General features: G+C 72.9%; 11 protein-coding genes. 4 read left to right on the top strand and 7 right to left on the bottom strand.

Annotated features, from left to right (window positions below; translation table 11 throughout):
* Positions 1-193 precede the first annotated feature (193 nt).
* From RKD23_RS00995 to RKD23_RS01005, 3 genes are all read left to right on the top strand, one after another.
* Positions 194-10,288, top strand: a complete 10,095-nt coding sequence (locus RKD23_RS00995; protein WP_424851789.1) for a neuraminidase-like domain-containing protein — start codon at positions 194-196, stop codon at positions 10,286-10,288.
* Complete coding sequence (locus tag RKD23_RS01000) at positions 10,285-17,979, top strand: SpvB/TcaC N-terminal domain-containing protein (RefSeq protein WP_424851790.1); 7,695 nt, start codon at positions 10,285-10,287, stop codon at positions 17,977-17,979. The genes RKD23_RS00995 and RKD23_RS01000 overlap by 4 nt, the downstream gene beginning before the upstream one ends.
* 275 nt (positions 17,980-18,254) lie before the next feature.
* Positions 18,255-18,659 (top strand): hypothetical protein, encoded by a 405-nt coding sequence (locus tag RKD23_RS01005; RefSeq protein WP_424851791.1) that lies wholly within the window; start codon positions 18,255-18,257, stop codon positions 18,657-18,659.
* A gap of 53 nt (positions 18,660-18,712) precedes the next feature.
* Here the strand turns inward: RKD23_RS01005 and RKD23_RS01010 are convergent, their stop codons facing one another.
* The 5 genes from RKD23_RS01010 to RKD23_RS01030 are packed head-to-tail and all read right to left on the bottom strand — an operon-like array spanning position 18,713 to position 23,970.
* Positions 18,713-19,927, bottom strand: a complete 1,215-nt coding sequence (locus RKD23_RS01010; protein ID WP_424851792.1) for an MFS transporter — start codon at positions 19,925-19,927, stop codon at positions 18,713-18,715.
* Positions 19,902-20,468 (bottom strand): GNAT family N-acetyltransferase, encoded by a 567-nt coding sequence (locus RKD23_RS01015; RefSeq protein WP_424851793.1) that lies wholly within the window; start codon positions 20,466-20,468, stop codon positions 19,902-19,904. Before RKD23_RS01015 ends, RKD23_RS01010 begins: the two co-directional genes overlap by 26 nt.
* 3 nt (positions 20,469-20,471) lie before the next feature.
* The gene (locus tag RKD23_RS01020; protein ID WP_424851794.1) at positions 20,472-21,647 is read right to left on the bottom strand and encodes a type III PLP-dependent enzyme; all 1,176 of its coding nucleotides are present in this window, start codon (positions 21,645-21,647) and stop codon (positions 20,472-20,474) included.
* Positions 21,644-22,903 carry a DUF6271 family protein gene (locus RKD23_RS01025; protein WP_424858134.1) on the bottom strand — a complete coding sequence of 420 codons (1,260 nt, stop codon included), beginning with the start codon at positions 22,901-22,903 and terminating at the stop codon, positions 21,644-21,646. Before RKD23_RS01025 ends, RKD23_RS01020 begins: the two co-directional genes overlap by 4 nt.
* A 50-nt stretch (positions 22,904-22,953) precedes the next feature.
* Entirely contained in the window at positions 22,954-23,970 is a 1,017-nt protein-coding gene (locus tag RKD23_RS01030) for a phytanoyl-CoA dioxygenase family protein (protein WP_424851795.1), read from the bottom strand.
* Positions 23,971-24,083: 113 nt separating this feature from the next.
* On the opposite strand from RKD23_RS01030, the gene RKD23_RS01035 reads away from it, so the two are divergent.
* Positions 24,084-24,743: a GntR family transcriptional regulator gene (locus RKD23_RS01035; protein WP_424851796.1), complete on the top strand. Its 660-nt coding sequence runs from the start codon at positions 24,084-24,086 to the stop codon at positions 24,741-24,743.
* On the opposite strand, the gene RKD23_RS01040 is transcribed toward RKD23_RS01035, so the two are convergent.
* Together RKD23_RS01040 and RKD23_RS01045 are read right to left on the bottom strand one after the other, a co-directional pair.
* A complete protein-coding gene (locus RKD23_RS01040) occupies positions 24,740-25,171 on the bottom strand; it encodes an HIT family protein (protein ID WP_424851797.1) in 432 nt (143 codons plus the stop codon). The two genes, RKD23_RS01035 and RKD23_RS01040, sit on opposite strands and share 4 nt — an antisense overlap.
* 1 nt (position 25,172) lies before the next feature.
* Entirely contained in the window at positions 25,173-25,880 is a 708-nt protein-coding gene (locus RKD23_RS01045; RefSeq protein WP_424851798.1) for a copper homeostasis protein CutC, read from the bottom strand.
* Between the last annotated feature and the right edge of the window lie 3 nt (positions 25,881-25,883).

The raw sequence follows: 25,883 nt of genomic DNA on the forward strand, positions 1-25,883 counted from the left end.
CGGACTGACAGGCCGGTTGATCAAGTGAAAGCGAACCGATTCGGCGCGCCTTTGAAGTCGGGCAACACTGATCAACGGGGCTAAAAATGACGACCTTTCAGAAAACGCTACTCAGCGCCTGTCTTGCGCCGATACAGTCCGACATGCGTAAACCCCACATCTACCCGGTGACGCCGGGACGTTGGAGGTGCACATGGCGCTGGTCGTGGTTCGATTGCACCCCCTGGGGGACCCGGTCTCGGGCTCGGATTTCTCGTCGGCACTGAACGGGCTGACGATCCGTGTGTTCGATCTGTCCACGTCGGGTGGCGAGGCGCAGATCGGCAATCCCGCGAGTTACGTGGCTCCGCTGGATCCGCTGCATCCGGAACTGCCGCACCCGAACACGGGAATCGTCCAGCACTTCCGGCTCACCAGCCCGCTGTCGGGCGTGTTCGAGCGGCTGGCCTCGGCGACCGCGCTCTTCGAGATCGCCCCGCCGAACCCGCCCGCGGGCCGTCCCGAGCACGGCACACGGGATCTGCGCGTGGAGGTGTCACGGGGCGGCGGTGTCATCCTCGTCCGCCGGATCTTCATGAACGTACCGGAGGCCACCGGGTCGATCCCGGTCGACCGCGGGGTGTTTCCCGGCATCGGCCCGACCTCGCTGTACCTCGCCGTACCCCCGGCCGGCACCCAGATCGACCCGGCCGACGCGTACGTCGAACTGCCCGCCGACGGCAGCCCGCCGGCGTACGACGGGCTGCTGAACGCCGTCGCCCGGGTGCTGGGACACGACCCTGGAGGGCCGGTCTCCCTGACCGGGCTCAGTGTGCCGCAGGCCCGGCACGTCGCCCGTGAGATCGTCTGGAACCAGAAGTTCCGGCCGATGCCGGTGCCCGGCACGACCGACCTCGGCAAGCTGTACACCACGCCGGTCAGTACCGCCGACGACGCCGAACGCGGCAAGTTCGAGGCCAAGTTGACCTCGTACTACGCCCAGGGCGACGCGGACGCCGAGCGCCTGACGAGCTATGTCTACGCCCTCACCACGGCGGTCGACGCGGAGGACCGGACGACGAAGACCACCCAGGCGGCCCTCACGTTCCCCGTGCTGCCGGGGCAGACCGGCACCGGCGAGCGGTACACCACCGCGCGGGCCCTGGTGACGAACCTCCCGGCGAACGCCCGGTTCACCGTGCCCGCGCGCTACTTCTACGCGCTCGGCGCGGGCCTGCCCGTCACCTTCGACGCCGAGCAGCGCTACCGGTCCGCCCTCCTCGCGGACACCGAGCGGCTGCGCGTCATGCTCAAGGCCGCCAAGGACACCGGGGTGATCAAGGAGCAGCCCCCGGCCTCCCCGCCACCGCTCCCCGCCGGTCAGCCACCGGTCGCGGACGCCCCCGCCGTCACCATCGCTCAGGCCGTACGCCGGCTGCGCGCCCTCGGGGACACCTCGGGCAAGCCGCCGCGGATCGCCGCGACCGGCGATGTCCTGGCGCTGGTCACCGGCTGGCTCGCGGTGACCCAGGTCGACATCGACACCGGCTTCTGGGACACCATCGTCACGACCCACGCGAGCGGTCACCTCGACCTCGTGCTCACGGCGCTGACCCGCGGGTACGTCGTCCAGCCCGGCAACACCCCGCTGCGGACGAAGATCCGTGCCACGCTCGCGCCCGCCGACGCGCCCGCCCTCTCCCGGATCACAGCGGCCGCGTGGGAGGCGTTCTTCCGTGGCGACGCGTCCTGGCCCGGCACTCTGCCCGACTTCACCCGGCCCGGTTCCCTGGACGAACGGCTGCAGGCGTTCATCCAGGAGGTGCGTAAGTTCTTCGTCCTCGCCTCGGCGGTCCAGGCCGCCCCCGACAACGCCCCGGACGCGCCACCGCTGCTGCGGGTGCCCGACGGCGATCCCGTCAACCGCTTCACGGCCGCCTACCACGCCCGCGCGGGTGCCGACTTCGTGTTCGGCGGCACCAACGACCCAGGACACGTCCAGGACGCGCTGAACGACGTCGGGAACACCCTGTTCCCGACCGACACGCGTGGGCGGGAGTGGCTCGCGGCCGCGATCGCGACGGTCGACGACCTCATGCGGCTCGTCGCCGTCGTCCCGGCACCGCTGCGCTTCTCGATCGCCGAGGCCCTCTACGCCCGCGGCTTCACCAGCGCCGCGCAGGTCGCCGCCCGTACCCGACAGGGCCTGCGGGACGCCCTGGTCGGCACCGTCGCCGTCGACTACGCCGACGTCCTCGGCTCCGCGGCCGGTGGCCCGTCCCCCGATCCGGAGCCGGGCGGCGACGGCCAGGTGCCGGTGCCGGTCAATCCCGACGGTTGCCTCGTCGACTGCCGGCCACCCGACCACCTGTCCGCGCTCGGCCCCGTCGCCTACCTCAAGGCCCTGCTCGCCCTCCCGCTCACCGCCGACTGCCACCACCCGGACGGCACACCGCACGGTGACGGGGCGCCGCCCACCCTCGGCGACCTCGTCGTGGCCCGCCGCGGTCCCGTCGACCAGTTGCGCGCCACCGCCGCGAACCTGGGCACCGCGATCCCCGTCGTCGACCTGGTCGACGAGTCCCTGGAGGCCCTCGCCGGCAGCCCGGGGACGGGCAAGGGGGCCGTCCACGACACCTCCGCCGATCTCACCGACGAGGATCTCGCGGCCCGGCCCGAGCACTCCACCCCCGCGGTGCCGCTGCCGGCCGGCGCCACGTACACGCCCCTCGCCACCGACGTCAGCCATCCGCTCCTGCCCTACCACCAGGCGCTGGACATCGCGCGCAGCCACCTCGACGTGCTGGGCACCTCCCGGTACGAGGTCATGCGGGCCTTCCGCCGCGACATCACCGAGTTCGTGATCGACCCGGCCGCCGAACCCGCCGAGTTCCGCCGCACCCTGTGGCGCTACCCGCTGCGGCTGCCCGTCGCCCTGGAGTTCCTCGGGATGAGCCCGCAGGAACACGCCCTGCTGTTCTCCCCCGGCCCGACCACCAGCCCGAGGAAGGGCACCCCCGTCTGGGAGTACTACGGGTTCGCCCGCCAGACCGAGAACGACCGCTCCTGGACGGACCTCGTCGTCCGGCTGCCGCGGTTCCTCGAGGCGACCGGCCTGGACTGGTGCGACTTCCTCGACCTGTGGCGCAGCGGGATCGTCCCGTTCGGACGCCGGAGCGAGGAGGGCCAGGACCGTACAGCGAAAGAAGCCGAGGAGCCCGCGTTCCCCGACTGCGAGCCCTGTCGGCTCGACGACTACGTGCTCGACCTCTTCCTGGCGGACCTGCGCCGCCTCGCGGTCGTCGTACGCCTGTGGCGGATCCTCAACCGCGCCTGCACACCCGCCTTCGGCTTCGATCAACTGGCCGATGTGGTCGCCGTACTGCCTCTGTTCGCTGCTGACGGTTCCCCCGTCCCCGACTTCGCCCGGCAGTTGGCCGCGCTGCAACTCCTGCGCCGCCACTTCGGACTGCCCCTGGCGCCGCACGGCCACGAACCCCCGGCCGGGACCCCGCCGGGAACCGGGCGCAGCCCGCTGCTCGCCCTGTGGGCCGGGCCGGACGACCCGCACTGGGACTGGGCGGTCGGCGCGCTGCTGAAGCACACCGGCGAGCACGCCGTGCGGCGCTTCGGCTGCCGGCCCCGCCCCGCGAGGTTCCTGGAGATCCTCGCCGAGAACCTCGACCCGCTGTCGGTGCTCGCCGGGTTCGACCCCGCCGACCCGCAGGCGCGATGGCACGCACGCCCCACCAGCACACTGCGCTTCGCCGAGGTGCTGGCCAAGCTGTACGCAAGCGAACTCGGGGTCGGCGAACTGCTGTTCCTGTTCACCGTACGGGACCACGCCCAGGGCGACGACCCGTTCAGCCTGCCGTCGCCCAACGAGACGCGGGACGATCCGCTGACGCTGCCGGACGACGACACGGCCAACTCGCTGTGGCGGCTGCGCGAGCGACTGCTCGCCGTCGATGACACGGAAGATGCCGCCGACTGGTCGTGGACGCAGATCGACGCCGCCCTGCGCACCGAGTTCGGCTACACGAGCGCTCCCGGCGCGGACCCGCTGTACCGGCTCGGGGCACACTTCTTCCCCTCGCTGCTGGAGGACGACGGCATCGTCGTACCGGTCGAGGACCGGCGCTGGAGCGCCCCGCTGGCCGGTTCGCCGCCCGCCATGTGGAACACCCCGCCCGACGGCCCGTTCCGTCATGCCGCCGGCCGGCTCACCGCCGGGCTCCCGCTGCGGGACGAGGCGGTGGCCGCGAAGCTGGGCCGGATCCGTCAGCTGCGCCCCGAAGAGCAGCACGCCGTACGGGAGTTGCTCGCGGGACCGCGAGCCGACCTGACGCCGTTCGCGTTCCTCTTCGAGGACGCCGAGGCCGCGCTGCGTCTCCTCGTGCACGAGGAGGACGAACGGGAGCGGTTCGCCTTCTTCGCCCGCTCGGTGCGCCGGGCGGTGGCGCGTGCGCGCGTCGTCGCGGACCATCTCGCGGGGCACGTCGAGGCGGCGACGGGACACCGCCGCGAAGGGACGGCCGCGCTCGCCAAGGCCCTGCTGCTGGCGCTGCACGGCGACGAGAACGCCGGCCTCGCCCCGTGGGAGAACGACGCCGGGACCACGCCAGCCGTGACCTGGGACGGTGTGAACGGGGCCGCGTTGGCCGCCCTGCTCTCGGTCACCGGCACAGGCTTGCTCGGCGAGTACCGCCGGGTCACCACGTCCGGAGAGGGCCCGCTCGTGTGGCGGCAGCCCACCTCCGGACTACGGCTGTTCGGTCCCGGCCGCGACGAGGCCGCCGTCGCCGTGCCCGGCCTGGTGCCGGGGCTCGACGCCACGCTGACGGCGGGGCAGGGCCGGTTCGCCGGGGTCCGCAACGGGTTCGCACTGAGCGACCCCACCGGCGAGCCGCTCGGGGCCGCGGAGGGCTTCGCCGTCCGCTGGACCGGCAGCCTGCTGGTCGAGACCGGCGGCGCGTACACCTTCTACGCCGGTGCGCCCGGGCAGGACGGCGAGATCCCCGACCCCGAGGCCGCGCGGGCCCGGCGCTGGCGTGTCGTACTGCGCCGGGGGCAGCGCGTCTGGGTGGTGCTGGCCCGGCACTGGCCGGGCGAGACGGGCGCACCCGAGTGCGCGTCCGAACTCGAACTGCGCCGCGGCGCCTACGACGTGGAGATCGAGTTCGTTCAGCCGGCACCGGAGTTCGCCGAGGCCGACGACGTACGGCCGGCCACGACCGGATTCGAACTCGCCTACCGCGGCCCGGACTCCGAGGGCCGCCCCGTCGCCCTCCCCCAGCACCGGCTCTACCGGCGCACCCAGGACCCCGGCCCGCTGGACGGCGGCCTTCAGGACCTCACCGACGTCGAGCGGCGTGCCCTGCGCGAGCGGTACACCGGCTCGCTGCGCGACGTACGCCGTACCTACCAGCGGGCGTTCAAGGCGCTGCTGCTGGCCCACCGGCTCGGACTGTCCGCCGCCCCTGTGGCGGACGACGGACAGTCCGAGATCGGCTACCTGCTCACGCACCCGGACCGGTTCTCCGGAGCGGCCTACCGCAAGGAGGGCGCCGCCTACGCGGTGCACCTGGCGGGTTTCGACCCCGACCTGCTGCCGGTGGCCGACCCCTACCTGTCCCCGGATCCGGCCGTGGACCTGCGGGCCGCGCCGTCGGTCGCCCGGCAGCAGGCGCTGACCGACATCTGGGAGCGCCTGTTCGACCACACGGTCACGCGGGCCGGGACGACGGGTTCCCCGGAGCGGCCCCTGTGGCTGCTGTTCCACGAGTCGGCGGAGGGCCACCCCGACCTGCCCGCGGACCTGCTGCGGTACGTCGGCGTCGATCTGCTGCGCACCTCGCTCGTCACGCTGTTCGACGGCGGGCCCGCGCTGGTCAGCGACGACCTCGTGGACGAGCGCTGGCCGATCCGCGTCTGGCACGCCGACCTGCTGCTGCGCAGGGTGCTGCGCCGCTTCCTGGTCGCGGACGTGCGCACCGCGCGGCCGGACCTGTGGGCCGCGGACGACCCGGCGGCCGGCGGCAACGCCAACCTCACCGCCTTCGTCGCCGACGGATATCTGTCCGCGGGACCGCCCCGCCGGTACGGCGATCTGCGCGCCCTGAACGACGGTCTGCGCACACGCGGTCGCGCCGCCCTGCTCGCCCACCTCACCCGCTTCGACCGGGTCACCGGCGTCGGCGGCACCCCGGTCCGCGAGGCCCGGCAGCTGAGCGACCTGCTGCTCCAGGACGTCGAAGCCGGACTGTGCGAACGGGTCAGCCGCGTCGACGACGCCATCAGCGCCGTACAGACGCTGGTCAGCCGGGCGCGGCTCGGTCACGAGCCCGACTGGGTGCCGGCTCCCGGGTTCCTCGCGTTGTGGGACGCGCAGTTCGCGCGCTATCAGGTGTGGCAGGCGTGCGCGCGGCGGCGGTTCTACCGCGAGAACTGGGTCGACGTCGACGAGTTGGCGCTGGCCCGGCGCAGTGAGGCGTTCGCGTTCTTCGAGGCGCAGTTGCGGCAGGTCACGCTGACCCGGCCGGAGCCGGGCGGGCTCGACGTATGGGCGCAGCCGCCCGCACCGGAGCACCCGGGCCTGGCGCTGCTCCAGGTGCGCGACCCTGCCACGCTGCGCGAGGTCGACCCCGCCCGGCACGGGTTCGATCTGCTGGGGACGCCTCAGCGGCATGCCCGGCCGTCGTGGCTCGCGGCGGTGCACGCACCGTCCGGCGACCGCGGCGACGTACCGCCCGACGGCGGAGACGGTGACGGCCAGCAGCCGCCGGGGCATGGCGGGGACGGCGGGCAGCCGCCGGGGCATGGCGGGGACGGCGGGCAGCCGCCGGGGCATGGCGGACACGACCAACGGCCGCCGGGCCATGGTGACGACCAGCAGCCGCCAGGCCATGGCAGGGGCGACCACGAGCCGCCGCGCGACGGCCCGGTCGGGCTGGGGGCGGCCCCGCGGCGCGACGAGCGCGGTCGGCCCGGCGACGACGACAGCCCGGCAGCGGTGGAGCTGCCCTGGTGGGTCGAGGCACCCGTACGGCTCGGTACCCGCTTCCTGCGGGTCGCCGCCGCCGGGGACCCGGCGGTCACGGCCGGGCCCGGGACGATCGGCCTGCTGCCGGGCCCCGCCGCGTCGTCGTGCTGTGCCACCTGCGGCTGCGAGCACGGCCCGTACGTCGACGAGTACTACTTCTGGCTCGTCGACGCCCGGCTCCACGACAGCGTCGAGCAGGACCCGGGCTGGCTCTGGCACGAGCCCGACCAGGTGCCCGGCCTGCTGGCGTGGCCGGAGACGCATGCTGTGCGGCTGGCGTGGTGCCGGGTGCGGCACGGGGAGTTCGGCCCCGTCCGCCACAGCAGTGAGGCCCTGCGCTGCACGGCCGGTGCGACGCTCGGTTTCGCCGGACGCACCGACGACTCCGTCCGCCTCGTCGTCACCGGCGGCATCGCGCCGCCCGGCCACGCGGCTCAGCCGCCCGGGTTCCGCTACGACATCGCGGCCGACGACGTCGTCGTACTGCCGCAGGCCGTGGCCGCACCACCGGCGCCGCAGCCGCCGGCCGGTCCGGTGCACCCGGGACAGCTGCCCGCGTATCCCTACTTCGTGTTCCACAGCCCCGGGGCACCGCTGGTGCCGGCTTCGCCGCACGCCCCGGCGACGGCCGTGGCGGCGGCGCTGCGCGCACACTGCCGGCCCGGTGCGGCACTCGGCTGGTACCGGCTCGCCGCGGACGTCGCCCACGGGGACGCCTCCTGGCTGCGCTGTCACGGACGGGAGGAGGACCGCAGGCATCGCGGATGCTGCACGGACAGCACGCGTGCCTCCGAGCAGGACGCGCGACGGCGCAGCATCGTGCTGCACCACGCCGAGACCCTGCTGGAGTGGGGCGACGCGCTGCTGCGGGCCGGGGGCAGCCCCGAGGATCTCAGCCAGGCGCGGGTGGTCTTCGACGGGCTGAAGGCGATCCTGGGCCGACGGCCGCGTCTGGTGCTCGACGCCGATACGACGCCGCCGGGCGAGGCGCCGACGGTCGCCGCGCTCGTCCCGCATCCGGCACCGCCGAACCCTCGGCTGATCGGGCTCTACGACAGTGTCGAGGACCGGCTGTGTCTGATCCGCGCCTGCCTGGACGCGCAGCGGCTGCCCGCGCTGTGGCCGCCGGGCGGGCCGTTCCTGGGGAACACCGAGCGGCTCGGCTGCGACGACGTCTGTGTGCCGGACAGTCCCTACCGTTTCGCCTTCCTGGTCGGCCGGGCCCGCGATCTCGCCGCGGAGGTGCACGGCCTCGGTGTGGCGCTGCAGAGCGCGTTCGAGCGCGGGGACGCCGAGTTCCTCGCGGCCCTGCGCGCGGACCAGGAGCGGCAGTTGCACGCGCTGTCGGTGCAGACCCGGCGGTTGCAGTGGCGGGACGCGGACTGGCAAGTGCAGGCGTTGCAGAAGACCAAGCAGATCGCCCTCACCCACCGCCGTTACTACGCCGACCTCGTGGAGGCGGGGCTGATCCAGGGCGAGAACGACTACCTGTCGCTGACCGAGCAGTCCGTCGGCAGCCACGGTACGGCGATCCCGCTGGAGGCGACGGGACAGGCGCTCGGTTTCATCCCCGACATCTGGCTGGGCGTGGCCGGCCTGGGCCCGCTCAACGCCAATCAGCTGCCGCTCGGCACCAAGCTCGCCGGGGTGTTCTCGGCAGCGTCGCGCATCGCGGGGATCTTCGGGACGATCGCGGGCATCACCGCCTCGGAGCGGCTGACCGAGGCCGGCTGGGACCGGCGTACGGCCGAGTGGCGGCACCAGGTGGAGATCCACGACATCGAGATCGAGCAGATCGAGCGGCAGATCCTCGCGGCCGAGCGCCGCCGGGACGCCGCGCTGCACGAGCTGGACGAGCAGCAACTGCGCTGGGAGCAGGCCAGGATCACCGAGGAGGTCGTCCGGGACAAGCTCACGGGCCACGCCCTGTTCCTGTGGCTGCAGCAGGAGACGGCCGCGCTCTACCGGCAGACGTACGAGCTGGCCGCCCGTGCGGCGGTGCAGGCGCGGCGCGCCTTCGAGCTCGAACGCGCCCTGCCCGCGCGGAACTTCCTCGCCGACGCGCGCTGGGACCGGCTGCACGAGGGGCTGCTCGCCGGAGAGCGGCTCACGCTCGGGCTGCGCCGGATGGAGCAGGCGTACCTCGATCTCAACGAGCGCGAGTACGAGCTGACCAAGCACATCTCGCTGCGCCTGCACGCGCCGGTGGAGTTCCTGCGGCTGCAGGCCACCGGGCGGTGCGAGATCGAGCTGCCGGAGTGGCTGTTCGACCGGGACCACCCGGGGCACTATCTGCGCCGGATCAAGAGCGTGGCGTTGACGGTGCCGTGTGTCGCCGGGCCGTACACCGGGGTGCACGCGCGGCTGACGCTGCTGGCGAGTACGACACGGGTGAGTCCGGTGCTGACGCCCGAGCCGGCGCCGTGCTGTTCCACGCGGGCCGACGGGTGTGGCTGTGGGGACTGTTGCGAGGACTCCGACACGGGCTGCGGCCACGGCGGTTACGCCCTGCTCCCCGAGGATCCGCGTGCGGTGCGCCGGTACGCCGCCCGGGAGGCGGTGGCCACCTCCAGCGGCCAGAACGACAGCGGCATGTTCGAGGTCCGCTTCCAGGACGAGCGCTATCTGCACTTCGAGTACCAGGGCGCGGTCAGCCGCTGGCTCCTCGAACTCCCCCAGGACGACAACCAGTTCGACCTGTCGAGCGTGACCGATGTCGTCCTCCACCTGAACTACACGGCACGGGAGGGCGGCACGGCCCTGGCGGAGGCGGCGCGGCGGGAGGCACGCAGGCGGCTGCCCGGGGACGGGCTGCGCGTCTTCGACGTCGAGCAGGACCTGCCGCAGATGTGGTCCTCCTTCTCGCGCGCCGCCGAGCACGAGGAGCGGCGGTTGCCGCTGCGGCTGTCCCGCGCGATGTTCCCGTTCCTGCCCGGCAACCGGGGCTTGCGCATCCGCCGGGTGGAGTTCTTCCTCGAGGCCGGGGGCGCCTGCCCGTCGGTGCACCACCCGGTGCGGTTCAGGCCGCCCGGGCGTCGGGGGGCCGAGGAGTACGAGGTCGTGGAGTGCGTGGCCTCGCGTGACTGGCCCGAGCTGTTCCACGGTGTGCTGCCCGACCTCGACGCACAGGGCGTTCCCACCCTGGTGCCCGGCGCACGGGAGGCGGACCTGGGCAGTGTGACGGTGCCGCCGCAGTTCGGGGAGGTGTCGCGGCTGTGGCTGCTGTGCAGCTACGAGGTCGACGAGTGTGACCGGAGCGGGCGATGACCGACCTGGACCAGGGCCCGCCCGCCTTCCCGGGCGGGGCGCAGGACGACACCGAGTCCGGCCCTGTCCGGCCCCGGCAGGATCCGCTGCCCGGGGCGGAACTGCCCTCGGCCGGCGGGGCGGTGCGCGGGATCGGGGAGAAGTTCGGCACGGACGCGGTGACGGGCACGGGGTCGTTCGCGATTCCCGTTCTCCTCACCGCCGGCCGGGACGGCTTCGGCCCGCAGATGTCGCTCGCCTACGACACCGGGCAGGGCAACGGGCCGTTCGGGTTCGGCTGTTCGCTGCGGCTGCCGTCCATCACGCGCCGCACCGACAAGGGGCTGCCCCGCTACGACGACGCACACGAGTCCGACGTGTTCGTCCTGTCCAGCGCCGAGGACCTCGTCCCCACCGGGCAGGACCGGCGGGTGGGCGGCCATGTGGTGCGCGGCTACCGTCCCCGGGTGGAGGCGAGCTTCGCCCGGATCGAGCGCTGGACGAGCCTCGACGACCCCGCCGATGTGCACTGGCGTTCCTGGTCCCCGGACAACGTCCTGACGGTATACGGCATCGACGCCGACTCCCGGATCAGCGACCCCGAGGAGCCGGAGCGCGTGTTCTCCTGGCTGATCAGCCAGACCCGCGACGACCGCGGCAACGCGATCGCCTACGAGTACGACCGCGGCGACGGCGTACGGGACCGGGCCCAGCGCTATCTGCGGTGCGTCCGGTACGGCAACGCCGTCCCCCTCCTGGACGACACCGGGGAGCGCCCGCTCTCCGTGACGACGGCCGAACTGCGTGCGATGCGGTGGTACTTCACGCTCGTGCTCGACTACGGCGGCCACGACGAGGAGCGGCCGGGCCCGCAGCCGGACCGGCCCTGGTCGCCTCGCCCCGATCCGTTCTCCTCACGCCGCAGCGGTTTCGAGCTGCGCACCGAGCGGCTGTGCCGTCGGCTGCTGATGTTCCACTCGTTCCCCGAGGAGTCCGACGTCGGCGGCGACTGTCTCGTGGCCGCGACCGAGCTGACGTACGCGCCGACCCCGGCGCCGGACGAGGCGACCCGGCCGGTCTACTCGGAGCTGACCGCCGTCACCCACGCCCGCTTCCGGCGCCGGCCCGGGGGCGGGTACCGGCGCAAGGCGTTCCCGCCGGTGGAGCTGGCCTACAGCCAGGTCGCCGTCCGGCACGAGGTGGAGACGGTGGAGGCGCGGGAGCTGGCCCGGCTCCCACACGGCCCCGGCCGGCTGCGCTGGGTGGACCTGCACGGCGAGGGCATTCCCGGGGTGCTGACCGAGCATCCGGGAGCCTGGTACTACCTGCGCAACCTCAGCGCGCTCACGGACGCGCCGCACTTCGGCGAGCCGGCGCCCGTGCCCCGGGTGCCGAACCGGAGCCTCGCCGCTGGGGCGGAACTGCTCGACCTCAGCGGGGACGGCCGCCTGGACGTCGTCGACCTGACCGGACCGCCGGCCGGCGTGTACGAGCAGGACGAGCACGGCGGCTGGCGGCCGTTCCGCCCCTTCGCCGGCCCGCTGGTCAGCGATCCCGGGGCCGACCTGCGCCTGGTCGACGTCACCGGGGACGGGCTCGTCGACGTGCTGCGCCTGACGCCCGACGAGCTGGGCTGGCACGAGGGGCTCGGCACATCGGGCTTCGGCCGCGAGCAGCGGGTGCCGGTCGATCCGGCGCAGTGGCGGGGCACCCGCGTGGTGTTCACCGACGACTCGGGTGCGCTGCTGCTGGCGGACATGACCGGCGACGGGCTGCGGGACCTCGTACGGATCGGCTGCGCGCAGGTGTGCTACTGGCCGAATCTCGGTTACGGCCGTTTCGGCGCGCGTCAACTGCTGGAGAACTGCCCGCGCTTCGACGCCGACGACCGCTTCTCCCCGGGCCGGGTGCGCCTGGCGGACATCGACGGGACCGGCACCAGCGACATCGTCTACCTCCATCCGGACGGGCCGCGCCTGTACTTCAACCAGTCCGGCAACGGCCTCAGCCGCGAGGTCCGGCTGCACGGCCTGCCCCCGGCCACCGACGTCGACGACTGCGACGTCGTCGACCTGTTCGGCAACGGCACGGCATGCCTCGTCTGGACCTCTCCCCTGCCCGGGAACGCGGGCCGGTCCGTGCGCTACGTCGATCTCATGGGCGCCAAGCCGCATCTGCTGACCCGCACGACCAACAACCTCGGCGCCGAGACCCGGATCCACTACCGCTCCTCGACGTCCTTCTACCTCGAGGACGAGGCCGCAGGGCGGCCCTGGCGCACGCGGGCGCCGTTCCCGGTGCAGGTGGTGGAGCGGGTCGAGTCGATCGACGTGGTGGCCCGGCACCGGCTGACCACGCGCTACGCCTACCACGACCAGTATTTCGACCCGGTGGAGCGGGAGTTGCGCGGCTTCGCGGTCGTCGACCAGTGGGACACGGAGGACTTCGACGCTGCCAAAGACGCGAGAGACGCGGGAGACGCGGGAGACGCGGGCTGGGAGAACTCTCACCCGGTCGCGCCCGTCCACACCCGCAGCTGGTTCCACACCGGCGTGCGGGGGCCGGGCGGCGAGTCGGCGCACGAGTACGACGAGGGGTGTGCCCGCGACGGTCTGCCCGACAGCGTCCTGCCCGAGGGGCTGACCCCGCAGGAGGAGCGCGAGGCGTGCCGTGCGCTCAAGGGCATGCTGCTGCGGCAGGAGGTGTACGGGCTCGACGGCTCGGAGCACGAGTCCGTGCCGTACAGCGTGCTGGAGCGGAACTTCACCGTACGGCTGCTGCAGCCGGCCGGCCGTGGTCGGCACGCGGTGTTCCTCGCACATCCCCGGGAGCAGTTGACGTCCCGTTACGAACGCGACCGCGACGATCCGCGGGTCACGCATGCGATCACCCTGCGCGTCAACGAGTTCGGCCAGGCGCTGGAAGAAGTGGCCATCTCCTACGGGCGGTTGGCCACCGACACGCAGCTCACGACGCGGGTCGACCGGGAGGAGCAGGCGCGGACCCTGGTCACCGCCGTCCGGTACGAGCACAGTGAGCCGCTGCTGGACGATCCCGGTCACTACCGGCTGCCGGTGCCCGCGCAGCAGAGCACGATCGAGGTGCGGGACGTCGTCGTGCCCGAGGGCGGCTGGCTGCGGTTCGAGGACTGGACGGGGTCCGGGGCGCCGTTCGCCCGGCCGCACCGGCTGCTGCGGCGCACCCGCACCCTGTACCGTCCCGACGACCTCGGCGGCGCCGACCCGCTCGCCCTGCTGCCGCCGGGCCGCGCGGGGCGGCGGGCGATTCCCGGGCTCGGTCTGACCCTGGCGTTCACCCAGGACGTCCTGGCCCGGGTCCTGACCCGGGACGGGCGGCCGGTGCTCGCGCCCGACGACCTCGACGCGGTCCTGCGCGAGGGCGGCTATGTGCCCGGTGACGCCCCCGGCGAGTGGTGGGTGCCGTCGGGGCGGACCTTCCTCGGGCCGGCCGGCGCCTTTCCCGGCGAGGCGGCGCAGCACGAACTCACGTACGCCCGGCAGCACTTCTTCCGGGCGCGCCGCTACCGCGATCCCTTCCAGGACGGCGTCACCAGTCCCGACCGTGAGGTGCGCTACGACCGGTACGACCTGCTGCCGGTCGACACGGTGGACAGCCTCGGCAATCGCAGCACGGTCGGCGAGCGCGGTCCTGACGGGGTGCGCGAGGACTCCGGCCTGGACTACCGGTTGATGAGACCGGTCCTGGTGACGGACTCCAACGGCAACCGCTCCGCCGTGGCGCTCGACACCCTCGGGCTCGTCGTGGCGACGGCGGCCATGGGCAAGCGGGGCGAGCGGCTCGGGGACTCGCTGGAGGGGTTCGACGACGCGTTCGTCGACGCGCCGGGCGGGGACGGCGTCGAGGACGCCGAACGGCTGCTGCTCGGTGCGACCCGGCGCGTCTGCTACGACCTGGAGGCGGTCCGCCGTACGGCGTCCGAGCCGGTGGTCCAGCCGCTGTCGGTGCGGACCATCCTGCGCGAACGGCACCTGAGCGACCTGGCACCGGGTGAATCCTCGCCGCTCCAGCAGAAGTTCGTCTACGTCGACGGGTCCGGGCGGGAGATCCAGGCCAAGACCCGGAGCGACGAGCCGGGCGGCTGGATCTCCAGCGGCTGGAAGGTCTACAACAACAAGGCGAACGTCGTCCTGTTCCACGAGCCGTACTTCACCTCCACCCACCGCTACGAACCCGGTCGGCGCGAGGGCGTGTCGACCGTCCGCTGCTACGACGCCACGCAGCGGCTGGTCGCGACCGTCTTCCCCGACGGGACGTACACCAAGCGGGTGTTCGGCGCCTGGTGGTCGAGCACCTGGGACCGGGCGGACACCGTCCTCGACGATCCACGCCACGACGCGGACATCGCCGTGGCCACCCGCGGCCTGTCCGGCCTCCTGCCCGCGGACTGGCGGCCGTGGTACGAGCAGCGGATCGACGGCGGGCTCGGCGACGCCGAGCAGGAGGCCGCCCGGGCCAGCGCGGCCCATGCGAACACCCCGGACAAGGAGTGGTTCGACGCCTTGGGCCGGGCCGTGCTGGTCCGGCGCACGGACGGGCAGCACGCGGTGGACAGCCGGGTGGTGCTGGCGATCACCGGCGAGGTGCTCGCCGTCCACGACGCCATGCCGGACGACGATCCGCGGGGGCGTGCGGTCAGCCGTGCCGACCACGACCTGCTCGGCCGGGTCCTCCGGCACTGGGCGCTCGACTCGGGGACCCGCCTGCGGCTCGCCGACGTCCTCGACCAGGAACTGCGCACCTGGGACTCCCGGGGCCATGTCTCCCGCACCCGCTACGACGCCGGCCGTCGCCCCGTCGCCGTCCTGGTGACGGGCGCCGACGCCGAGCGGCCCGAGGCCGAGGTGACCGTGGAGCGGGTCGTCTACGGGGAGACGCTGCCGGACGCCGAGGAGCGCAATCTGCGCGGGCGTATCCACAGGCGCTACGACCAGGCCGGGTTGGCGGTGTGCGACGGCTACGACTTCAAGGGCAGCCCGAGGTCGTCCACGCGGCGCGTGGCCGTGGCCTACGACCGGGTACTGGACTGGGCTGTGTCGGAGGCCGCGGGCGACGTCGAATTGGAACCCGCGCGTCTCGACGCCTCCACGCGCCTGGACGCGATGAACCGCCCGATCGTGCTGACCTCGCCCGCCCTCGACTCGGCGCCGAGCGTCACCCGCTACCGGTACGGCCGTTCCACCCAACTGCGCGCCCTCCAGGTGCAGATCGAGGGCGAGCTGGACGCCGACGGGCAACCGGTGTGGACGGACGTCGTCACCGCCATCCGCTGCAACGCCCGCGGTCAGCGCACCCGTATCGAGCGCGGGAACGGGCTCGTCACCGACTTCACGTACGACCCGCTGACGTTCCGGCTGGTCCGGGTGCGCACCTGCCTCGGGGCCAGGTGTGTGCAGGACCAGCACTACACGTACGACGCCGCGGGCAACCTGCTGCTGGTGCGGGACGACGCCGTACCGCCTGTCTTCTTCCGCAATCAGCGCGTCACGGGCGAGTCCGCCTACCGCTACGACGCGCTGTACCGCCTGGTCGAGGCGACAGGGCGCGAGCAGCTCGGACTCGTCGACGCGGGCGGCCCACGGCCCGGGGGGCACCGGTCGTTCGCGCATGTGGAGGACGGGATCGCCGTCGGGCGGTACGTGGAGCGGTACGCGTACGACGCCGTGGGCAACCTGCTGCGGATCGCCCACCGCGGGAGCGATCCGCAACGCCCCGGCTGGAGACGGGAGTTCCACTACGCCGCGGACTCCGGGAACCGGCTCCTTGCCACGTCCAGCACCGACGGGCCACGGGAGGCGTACGCCTACGACGCCCACGGGAACACGGTGGCGATGCCGCACCTGGCCCGGATGGAGTGGGACCACCGGGACCGGCTGAGGTCGACGTGGCGCCAGGTGGTCGACGCGGACGGCGAGGCGGGCTCGGTGGCCGTCGATCGGACTTACTACGTCCATGACGCGACCGGAGTCCGCACCCGGAAAGCCACCCGGCGCTCCAGCGGTGGGCTGGTGCGCGACGAACTGTTCCTGTCCGGCGTGGAGTTCGTCCGGGCTCACACCGGCCGCCATGCCGGCCTGGTCCGTACGGGCCTCGATGTGGGCGACGGGGTCGGGGTGTTCGCGCGGATCGAGACCCGTAACGACGTGGAGGACGGCTCGCCGCGACGACGGGTGCGGCATCAGCTCACCGACCATCTCCGCTCGGTGGTGCTGGAGTTCGACGACGAGGGCCGACTGCTGTCGGCCGAGGGGTACTCGCCGTACGGCGCCACCGTCTGGCGGGCCACGCGCGGGCAGACCGACGCTCCGGCCCGTCGAGGGTTCCTCGGCAAGCAGCGAGACGACGAGACGGGCTTCTACGCCGTCGGTGCCCGGTACTACGTTCCCTGGCTGGGGCGCTGGCTGTCGTGCGACCCGGCGGGCCAGCGCGGTCCGACGAGCCGGTACGCGTACGCCGCCTGCGATCCGGTGAACCGGCTGGACGACAACGGTGCCTGGGACATCAGCTGGAAGGACGTCGCCATCGGAGCGGCGGTCGCCGTCGGAACGGTCGCCGTGGTGGCGGTGGTCGTGGCGAGCGCGGGTACGGCGGCGGCTCCGCTGCTCGCGGCGACGGCCACGACGCTCGGGGTGAGCGAGGCCACCGTCGTCACGGGGGTGGTGGTGACCGGCACCGCCTTCGGTGTCGCGGGGACCGTGAACACCGCCAACGAGGTGGCGACGGGCCGGACGATCACCGGCAGGGTGCTCAGCGACCAGGAGCGCTCACGCAAGCTCGGTGCGCTGCCGGTCGAGGCGGTGGCGACCATCTTCGGCATGCGGGGCATCACCTTCGGAGGCGGCGGCGGAGGCGCGGCGCCGAGCATCGCCGCCGATGTGTCGGTCAGCGCCAACGGGAGCGCGGCACTGGCCCGGCCGAGCTTCGACTTCGGATTCAGCCTGCCGAACGTCGTCGCCAACACCGAGGCCATCGCGCCGGCGCTCATGGCCACCGCGGTTCCCGTGGTCAGCGCGATCACGGGCGGGGGCGGGGGTGGCGGGGCGTCCGGCGGTTCGGGCGAGTCCGGTGGGCAGTCCCAGGAGCCGAACCAGTCCGTCAAACCGCCGCCGGAGCCGAACAGTTCGTCGGCGACCGGGGCGAGTCCGGGTGTGCAGCCCGAGCCGAGTCCCGCCGCCACCTCCGACGCCGCGGGGGCCGCCACCGGCGGCAACGGCGCCAACGGCTCGACGTCCGGGGGTTCCACTGCGGGCCCGAACATCGCCCCGTACCGGGACATCGGCGGCCACCACATCCACCAGTCGGCCGCCAACTCCCCCGCCGGGCAGACCTCCCGCACGGGCAACCCCAACCACGGCGACGCCCTCGCCATCGAGCAGGGTGTACCCGGCTTCACCGAGGCCGACCACAACCTGGCGTCCGCGCTGCAACGCAACGCCAACCGTGCGATGTGGGGCAAGGAGATCACCGACCAGCCGATCGGTCCCGTGACGATCACCGCCAGTGGAGAGGGCACGGCCGTAGGCACGCCGTCGCCGTTCTTCGAGGACGTCAAGGCGTTCTTCGCCCTGGTCGCGGCGGGCCGTTCACCCGAGCAGTCACTGGTGGACGTCCTCCGGTCGCGGGCGCAGATCGACGCGTCGGGGGCTTCGACGGTGCGGGTGCCGACGCGGTGACCGGGGTGCGGGATTCATCTGCCCCACTGTGTCCCGCGACCCGTTCGCCGCGCAGGCCGACGCCTTCGAGGAGGAGACCGAGGGGGACTCGCGCGGCATCGTTCTGAACGACCGTTACCTCATCAAGGGGGCGCTCATCTTTCTCCAACGCGGGCGGCGTGTATCACGGCACGGACAAGGTCACTCTGGAGCCGGTCGTGGTCAAGGAGCCCGTCGGCTCACCAACTGTTGGACGAGCGAGGACCGCGTGTGGGGCGCGGTCGATGTGCTGCGCCATGAGTACGACATGCTGCTACACCTGGAGGTCGTTCCCCGGCCCGTCGCTCGGCATCGAAGGCTACGGCGAACTCGCCCGGTGCATCGCGGACGACACGTACGTCAAGTACGCCTTCGTCCCAGGGCTGTTCGAAGGTCTCTCGGGCATCGGCGAGTTCATGCTGGACATGTACGTCTTCACCGGCGAGGAGCGTTACCGCCGCAACGCGTTCGACATCGCCGAGACCCTACTGTGGTTCAGGATCGAAGGGGAGGACGGCACGGCCTTCCCGGGCCGATGGCTCACCCGCATCTCGCATGACTACGCGACCGGTTCGGCGGGCGTGGGCCTGTTTCTCTCACGGCTCGTCCGTCCTCACCCCCGGCACTTCGTCGACCTTGCGCCGCCCGGCCCGGCAGAGTGACCCCACCTGTGACCTGAGCCGGGCGGCGGTCCACGGCAAGCACCGTTGCCGTACTAGGTCGTCGCCGTCACGGGTTCGGCGGTGGGCCTGGACCAGTGGATCCGGGTCGCGCACAGGGACACGGTCAGCGCGCAGGCCGCGACGACGGCCATGCCCCATACCAGGCTGGTGGCCCCGGCGACGAAGCCGATCAGGGCCGGTCCGGCGAGCAGCCCTGTGGTGCCCATCGCCGCGACCAGTGCCAGGGCCTCGGGGCCGCGCGCGGCGGCCGCGACGTAGACGCACGGGGTGACGGCGGCGACGCCGAGGCCGACGCAGGCAAAGCCGAGCAGGGTGGGCAGCACGCCGCCGGCCAGGAGGGCGAGGGCGAGTCCGGTGCCCGCGAGGGCGCTGCCGAGGCGGACGATCAGGGCGTCGCCCCAGCGTTCGCGCCAGCTGTCGGCCATGAGCCGCGCCAGCACCATCACCACCGAGACCACGGCGATGCCCATGGGCACCAGATGCTCGGGCGCCTTGACGACGTCCTTCAGGTAGAGCGCGGACCAGTCGTTCATGGCGCCCTCGGTGACGGTGCCGAAGGCCATGGCGCAGCCCATCCACAGCGTCAGCGCCGACGGCAGGAGCAGTTGGCTGCGGCGGTCCTGCTTCTTCGCCTCCCGTGGCTTCGCGGGCTCTTCGTCGGTCAGCAGGCGGGGCTGTGCGTAGGCGAGGAGGAGCAGCAGCAGGACGGTGGCGGCCATGAAGTGGGCGGTGACGGCGGAGGTCACGAGGTTCATGCCGGAGGCGAGGAGCGCGGCGGCGAGGGAGCCGGCGCTGAAGGTGGCGTGCAGTTGGGACATGGCGGTGCGGCGGAACCGGGCCTCCAGGGTGGCGCCCTGGGCGTTCATGGCGACGTTGAGGCAGCCGACGGCGACTCCGTCGAGGCAGATGACCAGCAGCGCGAGCGGGTAGTTCGGAACCGTGGCCAGGGCCGGCAGCAGGGCGCCGAGGCACAGGGCCGAGACGCAGGCGAGCCGCCGGGAGCCGAGCCGTCGCATCAGCACCGCGACCAGCGGGAAGGAAGCGGCGGCGCCGGCGCCGCAGGCCATGAGCAGCAGCCCGAGTTCCTCCTCGGTCATGTCCAGCCGGGTCTTCAGCGCCGGGAGCCGGGCGGCCCAGGTGGCGTACTGGAAGCCGAGGAGACAGAAGAGTGCCGCTATGGCCGACTGGGCGCGGCGGAACTCGCCAGGGGCCCGGAACAGGTCACCAGGGACGCGGAACACGGTCATCAGCCTGCTTTCTGCGCATCGTTGCTTCGGCCCCCGCGCGCGCGTCGTGGAGTGCCGTCGACATGTAGGCCGCGTTTTCGCCGTAGCTCGCGGGGAGTTCGACCTCGCGGTGGGTCAGATAGCCGTGGGCCGCCCAGAACGGCTCCATCCCGCCGACCGCGATGAGCGAGATCCGCCGGTAGCGCTGTGCCGAGGCGGTGGCGGTGAGCCGGTGCAGCAGACGGCTGCCAAGACCCCGTCCGCGCAGCGGTTCGGCGACGACGAGGTCGTGCAGATGGAGGTTGGTCGAGCGGAAGACGGTCCGCTCCGGGCGGCTCAGGTCGGGGTAGCGGAAGGCCGGGTAGGGCAACGCGAGCACATAGCCCGCGAGTCGGCCGTCGAGATGCAGGACGAGGCAGGTGCTGGGCGAGGCGCGGCCGCGCGATTCCAGGGTGGCCCGGCCCTCCAGCAGGGAGCTGTCCCGGTAGGCGGAGGCTTCGAGGGCCGCCACACCGGGCCAGTCGGCGGCGCCGACCGCCCGGATGCGCACACGGTGGGGCATGGCTCAGGCTCCTTGGCGGGTGGTGCTGTGCGGCAGCGGGCGGAAGCCGTTGAACCCTTGGGTGAGGTAGCTGACGGCGTACGCCCCGGCGGACAGCACCCAGACCGGGTCGCCCGAGGCCGCCGCTCTGGGCACCGGCACCCGGGGGTGCTCGCTCGGGTAGGCGTCGTCACTGTCGCAGGTGGGACCGGCGACGACGGCGGGCACGTACTCGGCGCTGTGGGTGGGGAAGACGAGCCGGTAGCCCAACTGATCCATCTCGTACAGGCCGTTGAACTTCCCGCAGCTCAGGTAGAGCCAGCGCACCCGCTCGCCGTCGGGCCGGCCCCGCTCGGTCAGCCGGGAGACGTGCGCCCTGATCGCGCCGTGGTCGGCGACCAGGTGCCGGCCCGGCTCCATGACCACGGACAAGGGGGCCGGGGACAGGTGCCTGAGCCGCTCGACGCCCTCGCGGATCACCACGAACATCTTGTCCAGCGGGGGTTCGAGTGCGATGCCCCGCCGGTCGACGTAGCCGAGGGCGGGCAGTCCGCCGCCGAGGTTGACGTGGTCGGGGACGATGCCGCGCCGGTGCAGCGCCGTCAGCGCCTCGGCGAGCGAGTCGAAGGCCAGCCGCCAGGCCGCGGTGGTCATCTGCTGCGAGCCGACGTGGAGGGAGAGCCCGGCCGGGGTCAGGCCCGTCGCCCGCACGGCCTCCAATACCTGTACGGCGTCCTGCGCCGAGCAGCCGAACTTCCGGCTCAGTCCCCACAAGGCGCCCTGTCCGCCCATGGCCAGCCGGCAGAACACGCGGGAGCCGGGGGCGTGGACGGCGATCGCCGTGACGTCCGCCAGGCTGTCGGTGGCGAAGTCCCGGATACCGAGCCGGTGGGCCTCGGCGATGTCGGTGTCGGACTTGACGGTGTTGCCGTAGTGGATCCGGTCCACGGGGACCCCGGTGCGCAGGGCCAGCGCGATCTCACCGGGGCTCGCGGCGTCGAAGCCCGCGCCCCGGTCGGCGAGGCAGGTCAGCACCTCCTCGACCGGGCAGGCCTTGACGGCGAAGCGGACGGCGAGGCCGGGCAGTTCCCGCAGCAGTCCGTCGTACTGGGTCTCGATGCCCACGAGGTCGTACACCACCCGGTCGTCGGTGGCGGCGGCGAGTGCCGCGCGCAGGCGGGGGCTGAGCCGCCCGGTCACGGGGTCGCTCCGAGAAGCCCGCGGCCGGACTGGACGAGGGGCGTCCAGGACTCGGTCAGCAGCGCGAAGTCCTCCATGTCCTGCCGGACCTCGTCGAGCAGCCGGGCCCGACGTGGGCGGAGTTCCGCGGCGAACTGCGCGTATCTGCCGCCCAGTCGGCGATAGGCCCGGTCGACCTGGTCCAGGCGCCACTCGTTCTCGGTCCGGTCCAGGCCGGTGCTCTCGCGCAGGAGGGCGACGACCGCGTCCGCGCGGATCTCCTGCCGGTCGTCGAGGAGGGCGGCTCCGGTCGCGGCCATGCGGTCGTAGACGAAGTGGAAGTAGAGCATCGACAGCAGGAACTTCACGAAGCGTGTCTGGTAGGCGGTGAAGCCGGTGTGCGTGCGCCGCTCCGGGGTGTGGAAGTTCTCGATGTGCCGGTTGTGCAGGACGCCGGGGAGGGTGGCGTCGTGCACCAGGTGGATGTGGAAGTAGTCGCTGCCGATGGTGTTCCGGGCGGGCGGCAGCGGCATCCGCTCGTACACCCGGTGCTCGAAGCCGATGTTGCACATGTCCACCCGCATCGGGTCGACCAGGGTCAGCTGGGTGCGGTCCTCGGTGTACGGGGCGGTCCCGGCGCCGGTGAAGGACTCCGCGACCAGCTGTCGCTTCCGCTCCGCGGTCCAGTGGCCGGGCGCCCACAGGCCGACGACGTTGTCATAGACGTCCGGGTCGAGCGCGCGTATCTCGGCGATGTCCACGGAGAGCTCGCCGATGAAGGAGCCGCCCGCCATCGACACCGGCCGGCCGTCGTACGCCGGGTCCAGGTCCTTTTGGGACACCTCGCCCGCGACCTCGGCGGCGCGCCTGCCCAGTGCGGTCAGTTCGGGGTGGACCGGGAAGACCGGGACGCCGTCCTTGGTCTGGTAGCGGGAGTCCGAGTCGCGGCGGTGCACCGAGCGGCAGCCGAGGGCGGCGGCGATCAGGAAGGCGCGGTTGGTGCAGGCGCCGTAGGAGACCTCCGAGGGCAGCATCAGGTCGAGCATCAGGTCCGGCTTCGGGACGCGGGCACGGTCGATGACGGCGCGCAGGAAGTCCCGCTGGCGGGCCTCGTCGAGGTGGTGGACCGTGACGTGCGGGGCCGGGGCGAGAGCGGCGACGGTCCGCGCGTGCTCGGCGTGGGTCCGCTCGTCGCAGGAGTCGAGGATCAGCAGGTGCACCTCGACGCCGAAGTGCCGGGCCGCGTAAGCCGCTTCCGCACCGATCGCCGAGATCATCGGGGAACAGGCGCGGTTGGTGGGCAGGACCAGGCAGACGCGGCGCCGGTTCACCGGGCGCCCCAGGAGTCCAGGCCCAGCACCTTGCGGCCGAGGCCGGTCAGGTCGGCGGCGCCGTAGCGCAGGGACTCGTGCCTGTCGGCGTCGCCGAGCAGGGTGCCGTTCCAGTCGGGGGTGCTCAGGGTGCGCCAGGAGTCGATCCGCGAGCGCCTGAGCTCCTGGTGTTCCTCCAGTGCGGGCATCATCGACAGGTACTGGACCGCGCGGGCGCCGCTGCCGGAGTTGGGGGCCACACCGTGTGCCAGCAGCCCGTTGAAGATCAGGAGGTCACCGGCGCGCAGATCGGGCCGCACCAGGGGGAATTCGCGGCGGTCGACGGCGGGCCGGACGGGGTCGCGGCCCTCGGGCTGCTCGACCCGCCACCGGTCGAACCGCCGGAACAGCTCCGGGCAGCACTGGAACCCGCCCAGTTCGGGCCGGGTGTCGTTGAGCGCGATGATGCCCTGGACGCGCTGGGGCAGCACCTCGAGGGTGGTGTCGACGTCCCAGTGCAGCTCGATGTCGAAGCCCTGCTCGGTGGGTTCGATCAGGGAGCGGGAACGGTTCTTGGTGTTGGGCGGGTTGAGGTTCAGCCGGTCCAGGGTGGTCCACAGCTCCTCGCAGTCCCAGACGTCGACGAAGGCGTCGTACACTCTCCGGTTCTGGCGGCTGTCCCAGATGAGCTGGTGGTGGTACGCCTCGACGAAGCCGTAGACGAACAGGTCGCGGTCCAGGTCGGAGCGGAACTCCCGCTCCTCGTACCAGGTTTCGGGGCGCTCGGGGTCCATGTTCTGGAAGTCCCAGGCGAAGTCCAGCAGGGCACGCGCGGCTTCGGGGGAGATCGCCTCGCGGACGACGACATAGCCGTACGTCTGCCAGAAGGCGAAGTCCTCCTCGGAGAGCACGCGCAAGGGCAGGGACTTCTCGATGCCGCGCAGGGGAGTTGGGGTGAGGTAGGTCTCGCCGTCGGCGCTGAAGTAGGGGCGGTTCGACGCCGCCCGGTACAGGTGCTGGTCAGAGGCGGGCATGGCTGGTGCTCCAGGCTCGTTCGTGCTGCGGCCGAATGGCCGAGTATTGGACTAGACCAAGGGGGGTATGAGGGGCTACAACGGAGTCCGCCGAGCGGCCGGAAGGCAGGACCATGACCACCGATGCCGGTGTGCGAGCGCCCAAGTACTACCGCGTCAAGGAGCAGTTGCTGGAGTTGACGCGGACCTTGGGGCCCGACGCGCCGATCCCGGCGGAACGGTCGCTCGCGGTCGCGCTGCGCACCTCGCGCACCACCGTCCGGCGGGCACTGCGGGAACTCGCGGGCGAGGGCCGCCTCGACCGGGTGCACGGCAAGGGCACGTTCGTGGCACGTCCGAAGATGTACGGGACCCTGCGCTTCGGCTGCTTCGCCGAGGATCTGCGGGCCCAGGGGGTCGAACCGGCGACGCGGACTCTGGACGCCGGCCCGGTCGCCGCCGACGAGAAGCTCTCGGCCCTGCTCGGCGTCGGCGTCGGCGAACCCGTGCTGCGCGTCGAGCGGTTGCTGCTGGCCGACGGCCACCCGCTGGCGATCGAGACGACGCACCGGTACACGGGGGCCCGGCGGGCGGCGGAGGGCGAGGTGACCGTCGAGACCACGCCGGCGACCCCGTACGAGGCCGCTCTGCTGCGCGCCGACGTGGGCCAGCCGATGCTGCTGGTGACCTGGCACTCGCGGACCGCGCAGGGCGAACCGGTGGAGTGGGTCCGCTCGGTGTACCGCGGCGCCCGCTACCGGTTCGTGACGACGCTGCTGCGGGCGACGGGCTAGCACACGGCATGCGCGCTCCCCACCCCCAGGATGCGGCGGCGAGTCCTCGCCAGGGATTTCGGGTCGGCGCGGTCCACGTACCAGGGGCGGTTGAGCCGGTCGGAGTTCTCCCGCGGCACCAGGTGGACGTGGAGGTGGAAGACGTCCTGCCACCCCGCGGGGCGGTTCGCCTGGAACAGGGTCAGGCCGTCGGGCTTCAGCACCTCGTCGAGGACCCCGGCCATGCGGTGGACGGTGCGCATCACCGCTGCCGCGTCGTCCTCGGTGATCTCCCAGATGTCCGCCGCGTGCGCGCGGGGGACGACGAGAGTGTGGCCCTCCATCACGGCGGTGTTGTCGAGGAAGGCCACGGTCCGCTCGTCCTGGAAGAGGATCTCCGCGTGCAGCCGGCCCGCCACGATGTCGCAGAAGACGCACTCGGACGCCATGTCAGCCCCCGTCCTTGCGGGCGGCGGCGTCGATCAGCTCGCGCCAGCGGCGGACGGCGGCCGGGTCGACCGGGCTGTCCCAGCCCCGGTGGCGCACCGAGGTGCCGACGTGGAACGCGTCGACGCCCCGGGCGCGCAGCGCGGGGACGTGCTCGGCGCCCAGTCCCCCACCCGCCATGACGGCCAGGGTGTGACCGGGCTCGCCCTGGCGGTCCGCCTCGGCCAGCAGCGTGGGCAGTCCTTCCGCGACGCCGGCGACGCTGCCCGCGGACAGCAGGGTGTCCAGACCGGGCAGCCCCTCGATGGCGAGCCGTAGCGCCGTCCGGTCGGCCGCGTGGTCCACGGCCCGGTGGAACGTCCAGCGGCAGCCCGGCACCGCGTCGAGCAGGGCGCGGACCGCGGGCAGGTCCGGTGCGCCGTCCGCGGTGAGGAAGCCGAGGACGAACTCCTCGGCGCCCGCCACCCGCAGCGCCCCGGCTGCGGTGCACAGGGCGTCGAGGTCGGCGGCCTGGAAGCCGCCCTTGTCGCGCAGCATGACCCGCACGGGCACGGTGACGGCGTCCCGGGTGCGCACGAACTCCGCGAGCGCGGGGGTCATGCCGTCGGCTTCCATGTCGGCCGCCAGCTCCAGCCGGTGAGCGCCGCCCGCTGCAGCGGCGCGCGCCTCCTCGGCGGAGGTGACGACGACCTCCAGAATCGCCTCGCCCATGGC

This window comes from Streptomyces sp. SAI-170 (assembly GCF_049739565.1).
Classification (GTDB): domain Bacteria; phylum Actinomycetota; class Actinomycetes; order Streptomycetales; family Streptomycetaceae; genus Streptomyces.

Bases quoted from the DNA above. Each gene is read 5' to 3' on its own strand.
- RKD23_RS01040 (WP_424851797.1), bottom strand. From the start codon at position 25,171: ATGGCGTCCGAGTGCGTCTTCTGCGACATCGTGGCGGGCCGGCTGCAC.
- RKD23_RS01030 (WP_424851795.1), bottom strand. From the start codon at position 23,970: ATGCCCGCCTCTGACCAGCACCTGTACCGGGCGGCGTCGAACCGCCCC.
- RKD23_RS01005 (WP_424851791.1), top strand. From the start codon at position 18,255: ATGAGTACGACATGCTGCTACACCTGGAGGTCGTTCCCCGGCCCGTCG.
- RKD23_RS01000 (WP_424851790.1), top strand. From the start codon at position 10,285: ATGACCGACCTGGACCAGGGCCCGCCCGCCTTCCCGGGCGGGGCGCAG.
- RKD23_RS00995 (WP_424851789.1), top strand. From the start codon at position 194: ATGGCGCTGGTCGTGGTTCGATTGCACCCCCTGGGGGACCCGGTCTCG.
- RKD23_RS01035 (WP_424851796.1), top strand. From the start codon at position 24,084: ATGACCACCGATGCCGGTGTGCGAGCGCCCAAGTACTACCGCGTCAAG.
- RKD23_RS01010 (WP_424851792.1), bottom strand. From the start codon at position 19,927: ATGACCGTGTTCCGCGTCCCTGGTGACCTGTTCCGGGCCCCTGGCGAG.
- RKD23_RS01015 (WP_424851793.1), bottom strand. From the start codon at position 20,468: ATGCCCCACCGTGTGCGCATCCGGGCGGTCGGCGCCGCCGACTGGCCC.
- RKD23_RS01025 (WP_424858134.1), bottom strand. From the start codon at position 22,903: ATGATCTCGGCGATCGGTGCGGAAGCGGCTTACGCGGCCCGGCACTTC.
- RKD23_RS01045 (WP_424851798.1), bottom strand. From the start codon at position 25,880: ATGGGCGAGGCGATTCTGGAGGTCGTCGTCACCTCCGCCGAGGAGGCG.